Here is a 708-nt window from a genome sequence, read left to right as displayed (position 1 = left end):
GTTCGTGCGGGGAGGCGAACGGAGTGGCCTCGTCTCGCCGGGAGGGAATCTCGATCCCCGAGCCCATTTCTGTGCCCCGAGGATCGAACCGTCCGCGGCCCGGGCGTTCGAAAGCGGTGTTCGAAGCGACAGAACGCTTATTCCGCGTTGATGACTACTGACTCCCATGAGCACTGGCCGAGAGATCCGCCTAATCGAGGAGGACGAGGGCGGTTGGTCGGCGATCGACCAGGAGCTGAACGTCGCCAGCCAAGGCGAGACGCGCGAGGAGGCGCTTTCGAACCTCGACGAGGCGGTCGAACTGACGAAGGAAGCCCGTGAGGCGGACACGGACGCACCCGAGCCGGACGCTCCCTGGTTCGAGGAATGAGCGGTCCGCCGCGAAACATCTCCGGCCGAGAGATCGTCAGCGTGCTCACTTCCTTCGATTACCGCAAAGACCGACAGCGCGGAAGCCACGCGATTCTGAAGTACACGAACCCCGACACCGGCGAGGTCCGAACCGTCACTGTCCCGCTACACGACCGGGTGAAGATCGGGACGCTCCAGTCGATCGCGGACCAGTGCGGCGCGGAGGACTTCGACGCGTGGTGCCGCTGGATCGACGAGCATCGCCGACGCGGCCACACGCGACCCCTTCTAGTCGCTCACTGCCTATCTCGGCGACCGTGTCGATCTCAGCGCCGTAAGAAAGCGAGGAGATGAGGC

General features: G+C 64.7%; 1 protein-coding gene and 1 pseudogene. Both read left to right on the top strand.

The annotated features are described in order from the left end of the window. The first annotated feature begins 166 nt into the window (after positions 1 to 166). Complete coding sequence (locus EXE44_RS17605; protein WP_092921224.1) at positions 167 to 370, top strand: type II toxin-antitoxin system HicB family antitoxin; 204 nt, start codon at positions 167 to 169, stop codon at positions 368 to 370. Continuing rightward, positions 367 to 615 (top strand): annotated as a pseudogene (locus EXE44_RS17600) (type II toxin-antitoxin system HicA family toxin); the annotation flags it as partial. The gene EXE44_RS17605 and the pseudogene EXE44_RS17600, both read left to right, overlap by 4 nt. Positions 616 to 708: the final 93 nt, after the last annotated feature.

Source organism: Halorubrum sp. SS7, assembly GCF_005435055.1.
GTDB lineage: Archaea > Halobacteriota > Halobacteria > Halobacteriales > Haloferacaceae > Halorubrum > Halorubrum salinarum.
The sequence above is the reverse complement of the archived record's forward strand: the minus strand, read 5'-3'. Positions and strand labels throughout refer to the sequence as shown.